Source organism: Desulfurococcus sp. (assembly GCF_049970475.1).
GTDB lineage: Archaea > Thermoproteota > Thermoprotei_A > Sulfolobales > Desulfurococcaceae > Desulfurococcus > Desulfurococcus amylolyticus.
This window is the reverse complement of sequence record NZ_JBMFMW010000076.1, coordinates 1-5,508: the sequence shown is the minus strand read 5'-3', so window position 1 is coordinate 5,508 and position 5,508 is coordinate 1. Positions and strand designations below refer to the sequence as shown.

4 protein-coding genes and 2 pseudogenes are annotated in these 5,508 nt (G+C 43.4%); 4 read left to right on the top strand and 2 right to left on the bottom strand.

Going from position 1 to position 5,508, the window contains the following annotated elements; genetic code table 11:
• From ACP5N5_RS05330 to ACP5N5_RS05315, 4 genes and pseudogenes are all read left to right on the top strand, one after another.
• Positions 1–580 (top strand): annotated as a pseudogene (locus ACP5N5_RS05330) (sugar phosphate nucleotidyltransferase); the annotation flags it as partial.
• Positions 573–1,820 (top strand): phosphoglucomutase, encoded by a 1,248-nt coding sequence (locus tag ACP5N5_RS05325; protein WP_428133610.1) that lies wholly within the window; start codon positions 573–575, stop codon positions 1,818–1,820. The pseudogene ACP5N5_RS05330 and the gene ACP5N5_RS05325, both read left to right, overlap by 8 nt.
• Positions 1,821–1,932: 112 nt before the next feature.
• Positions 1,933–3,318 (top strand): ATP-binding cassette domain-containing protein, encoded by a 1,386-nt coding sequence (locus ACP5N5_RS05320; RefSeq protein WP_428133608.1) that lies wholly within the window; start codon positions 1,933–1,935, stop codon positions 3,316–3,318.
• Entirely contained in the window at positions 3,318–4,013 is a 696-nt protein-coding gene (locus ACP5N5_RS05315; protein ID WP_428133605.1) for an energy-coupling factor transporter transmembrane component T, read from the top strand. Before ACP5N5_RS05320 ends, ACP5N5_RS05315 begins: the two co-directional genes overlap by 1 nt.
• A gap of 98 nt (positions 4,014–4,111) precedes the next feature.
• Here the strand turns inward: ACP5N5_RS05315 and ACP5N5_RS05310 are convergent, their stop codons facing one another.
• Positions 4,112–5,251, bottom strand: coding sequence for a glycosyltransferase (locus ACP5N5_RS05310; RefSeq protein WP_428133602.1), 1,140 nt, complete (start codon positions 5,249–5,251; stop codon positions 4,112–4,114).
• Positions 5,251–5,508 (bottom strand): annotated as a pseudogene (locus ACP5N5_RS05305) (MBL fold metallo-hydrolase); the annotation flags it as partial. The gene ACP5N5_RS05310 and the pseudogene ACP5N5_RS05305, both read right to left, overlap by 1 nt.

The following is a 5,508-nucleotide window of genomic DNA, read 5'->3' as shown; positions in this document are numbered from 1 at the left end:
CGTGCTCAGCCAACACATACTTGAGATCCTCGAGAAGAACCCTGGTCTACTGGATTTTGGGAGGCATGTCTTCCCCTATTTGATTGAAAATGGATACAAGGTTAAAGGCTATATTTTGAAGCATAATGTGTACTGGAATGATGTTGGTAGACTGGAAACATATAGGAACGTGGCATGGGATCTCCTCGATGGTGAAATAGCTGGTTTTGAACCGGGAGCACCAAAGATCTCGCCCGGCATCTATATGCATGAATCCTCCCTGGTGAAGGGTGAGGTACATCCTCCAGTCTATATAGGTAGGAATGTCGTTATAGAGGATGATACGGTCATCGGACCCTACGTCATACTAGAGGATAACGTGAAAGTGGAACATGGATCTATTATACGGGAAAGCATCATATGGCATAACACTATAATTAGAAGGGGGTCGAAAATATATGATACAATAATAATGAACAATGTAGAGGTAGCCGAAAACACGAGAATGATGGCCTCAGTGATCGGCACGGGCAACCATGTAAGAGGGGATATTTCTAAGAAAAACATAGAGCCAGTAGAGGTGACGCCGCCTTATGCTTAAATACGTTGATGGAAGAATAACAGGAGAACCACTAGTCGATATCAAGCTAGATGATGTTGTCATGCTTGGAGCGGTATTTGGCTCGTTACTCGGTAAGAGATCACTGGTTGTAAGTGGAAGAGATGTCAGGCCTGTCTCCAGGATGTTTAAGAGGGCTTTAACGGCTGGACTAATGAGTGTTGGATGCGATATAATGGATTTCCACGAGGCTGTAAGCGGCGAGATCTCCTTCAGCATGAAGAGATTTGGAGCGAAAGGGGGTTTCAATATACATTTAAATCCTAGGAAACCCGGCTACATAACTATAAGACTCTATAAGGCTCCGGGTTACGAATTAGTTGGAAAAGAGATAATCGACATAATAGCACTAACACAGGGTAAAACCGAGGGTCAAGGGGTAGGTGAAATCGGATGGGTTAACTATGCCGAGTACATGCATGAACTATACACCTCAGCATTGATCAGCTTCATCAAGTCCGATGAGATCTCGGCCGCAGGATTAAAGATTGTAGCAAGCCACGGATACGGTGCATCAGGAGAGATACTTGGAAGGCTCTTCTCACTACTAGAACTCGAGCACACATTGATGAGTAGTGGTAGGGGAAACATAGAAACATATCCATATATAAAAGAGATGAGTAAGATTGCGGCATCCACGAAGGCTTTAAAGTCTGATCTAGGCGTGGTATTCAATATAGATGCATCCGCGCTGGCTGTCTATATCAAGGATATAGGGTTCCTGCTACCTGAGGAGGTGCTTCTAGCAATATTAACCAGGTATCCAGTAAACAGTAATGTAGTTGTCGACACGTATGTCTTACCGGGAATAGTAGAATACATGATTAATAAGGGTTACCAGGTTAAAGTAGTTGAGAATGAAGAAAAGCTCATAGAAGTTGTTAGAAGAGAGAGGCCTGTTTTAGCATTGAATAGCAGAGGAGACTTTATAACTCCGTTGTTCAGCCTAGGGTATGATGCATTAATAGCATTCATGCAATTACTCGAGGCCTTCAGCATTCAAAGAAAGGAGGTATATGAGGAAGTAGCTAATGTTAGGAACCTCCTGTCCCACTCTCTAAAAGACGGGAAAGATGTATCAACTGCATGTAACAACAATCCTGAATGTATTAAGACATTATGGGGGTATAGAATACCCGGGGATAAAGTAATACGTGCATACATCTATAGCCCGGAGATGGATTCGTATATAGAGTTCGTAGAGCAGTTGAGAAACCCGTAAATGTTATCAATAACTTAATCAATAGCGAATATAATATATTCGAATAGGTAATGCAAGCAACTAGATAAAATCAAGTAGCTAAATTATTATTGTTGTGCATGGGGAAGGTTTAATGGATAACTATATATATGCAGAGATAAGGTTGGCTGGATACAATGCTAGCAACCCGATACTGGTTGAGAGCAAGGTTGAGATCAGTAATGGTGAGGCTGGTTTAATCGCAGGGCCCTCCGGCTCTGGTAAAACAGTATTCCTCCTCAGCATAACCGGGGTACTCAAACACTTCTTTAACGGTGTGGTTGAAGGCCGTGTAGACATAGGTGGATTAAACCCATTGAGTTACAATGACTATATTAGCTTACCGGGGAAACTTGGCTTCCTGATGCAGGATCCTGAGAGACAAATCATCTACCCCACCCCGCTTGATGAAGTAGTGGCACTGCTGGAGGCCCGGGGATACAGCTATGAGGAGGCTCGCAGGAAAGCATCCAATATTCTAGAATCCATGGGGTTACTGGATAAGGCTAATGAACACGTGGAGAATCTATCAGGAGGTGAGAAGAAACGCTTAGCAATAACCCTTTCAATAGTACATGACCCCGGGATAATACTACTTGATGAGCCCTCAGCCAGCCTGGACCCTGAGGGAATAAATTTCATTAGAAAACTCATCATAGAGAGGAAGAATAAGGGCTGTTCCATACTCCTCACCGAGCATAAGAAAGGTTATTTCATAGATGTCATCGATAAAAACTATTTGTTAATTAAGCAGAGAATAATACCGCTCAACGAGATAGATGTATTAGACTATGAGAAACCACCACCCTGTAAAAATGGTGGCGCATTAGCTGGCGAAGTAATCCTGGAGACACGTGGACTGGATATAGGGTACGGTAAACCCTTAGTGAGGAACATCAACATCTACGTGAGGCGGGGAGAGGTGGTGGCTTTAGTTGGACCCAATGGATCGGGCAAGTCAACTCTCCTTAAAACACTAGCAGGTTTCCTCAAGCCTTTGGGTGGAGAGATAGTGAAACGAAATATAAGAATGTTCTATAAGCCACAGAACCCTGATCTCGTGTTTATTCATAGTAGTGTTGAGAAGGAGGTGAGGGATGTGGCACGTAGAACAGGTTTAATGACTGAGAACATCATCTCCATGTTTCCATGGTTCCAAAGCGTGAAAAACCTGCATCCACTCCGCCTGAGCCATGGCCAGAGACGATGGTTATCACTGCTTATATCATATGCATATGGTAAAGATCTCCTCCTCCTCGATGAGCCAACTACAGGGCTTGATTACACACTGTATAATAACCTGGTTAAAACCATTAGCGAGTTAAGGAGGAATCGCTCAATGATAATAAGCACGCATGATCCACGGCTCCTCGCTGATGTAGCTGATAGAGTGTATGTTGTAAGGAATAACTATGTCGTGGAGGAGGAGAAATGCCGCGTTGTCGAATCAATGTATAGGGAAATAGGTGTTACCCCTTGATGAAGCCGCATGTATACTCAACATTCATCTACGCTACAATAATAACCCTCATGGCATTCATAATTAGAAACCCCAAATGGCTTATCATGTCATCGGTAATCAGCATCGTTATCTGCCTCATATATGGTGGTAGGAGAGTCCTCTACCTAATCCTATTGGTCTCAATTGGGTTAATCGGCGTATTCGTGAACGCATTGTTCTTCGCGAACACAGGAAAGGTTGTTGTGGAGACCGGCCCAATAATTATTAGAAAACATGCACTGGAGGAATTCATGGTGGTTGTACTGAGACTACTACTAATAGCTAGCGGGGGAGGCGTCTTAGCATTAACCCATAGTAGTAGCGAGATCGCTAGAGGGTTAGCAAGGGAACTCGGGCTCCCATATTACATAGTATTACCGATATTCTACGCCCTCAGATCCCTACCATTGATAAAGCAGGACCTGGATGAGATATTATTCATGCGTAAGCAAAGGGGGTATGGAAGAATCCCCATATCTCCCGGCAGTATATCCTCCATAATAACGCCGTTGCTCTCAATAAGCTATCAACGAGCTGTATGGGGAGGCATAAGCGCCGAGTTGAAGGGTTTGAGGGGTTCAACCATATACAGGCATATCGAAGTAAATATCCTGGATATACTTCTACTCATCTTACTCATGATTTACATCATGGCGGCATTTATTCCCGGGTAGATTTACACAGCGCCTGTGTCAAGCATGCTAGTTTGAACACTTAATCCGTGAAACCCCTTAACTGTTTCACTAAGCGAGTCGGGTTCGGCTCTTCTTCATCATTTCCTCAGGTTCGCGGTTCCTCCCCATCGCTTCAGTATCAATGGTTCTAGAGCATAATATAGTTTGTCATGGAACACATGTCTATCCAGCTCTCTAGCCCGGTTAATGCTTCTCTTACTTAGATATGCCCATAGCCTCTCATTCTCGAGCAGTGTCTTTACCTGAATAAAGGCCTCATCGATGTTTCCATATGGTGCTGCAATATTCCTATTGCCCAAAGCTATATCCACCCAGCTACCTGAGTCTATCGGTATCACAACGGGTGTCCCAGCTGCCATTGCTTCGACGATCGATATTCCAAAGTGTTCTCTAGGTGTTGGATGCATGTATACCATGGCTTTTCTATACAAGTCCACTAACTCCGTTCTCGAGATATTTACTTTGAACTCGACTATATCATCTATTCCCTTCTTAAATGCTTTTTCACGGAGTTCATCGTAGTAATCTCTATTATATTTAGAGAGTGCCCCAGCGATGACGAAGCGTGGTTTATTTTTCTCTCTACTGAATTTCCTAGCCACGTAGAGGACGTTCTCGACATGCTTCTCTGGACTTATACGTGTGACACTTAAGACTATGTACTCTCTCTCATTCCTTACTAACAAGGGCTCGCTCACTATGTCATCTATATTCACTGGCGGAGTGATCACATATGGGTCAATATTATAATATTTCTTGAAGAATGATGCTGTAAAACTAGAGTTAGCTATGTATATCTTAATCTTCTTCATCATAAATGGGAAGATCACCGAGTTTAATAGTGAATATGTTTTCCCAACTAGATTAAATATACCGTTTAAGCCAGGATAGTAGATATCATGGTTGAGAAACGATGGGTAATGTAGGTAGAGTACGTCGCTGTGCCCGGACAATATATCGCCACTGGTATTTATGGTGAGTAAGGGATCCCCCTCTGGATCACCTATCCCAATTAATCTTAGTTCGGGGTGTTTTAAACCATAGTGATCCGCTAGCTCCCTCAGCTTAGATGGGGTGTTTAGTGTCACGGAGTCTATATATACTGGAAAACCCCTCTCCGTAAAAGCTATAGCTGTTTCTAGTGTAACGTACTCGGAGCCGCCGGGACCCATTAGGTATGTATTGAACATGTGATGCCTTATTAGAATATAAGTCATTAAGTACTCGTTCCCCCACTACACTTGTTTAATTGCTCCAATGGATTCGCGCTTGGCATGACTATGGCACAGTACCCCGCCTCGATCAAGGCATTCCTAAGGCTCCAAGCATCTCCTTCCCTTGAAGCATCAATAACCACGAGCTTTGGCTCACCTCTTCTAACATATTCCACCAAGTCATCGAAATCCGCGTGATCACTCAACGCTACCAGGTACGTGTAGTCGTCTATTCTTCTAAAGGGCTTGTTAAACTCCCA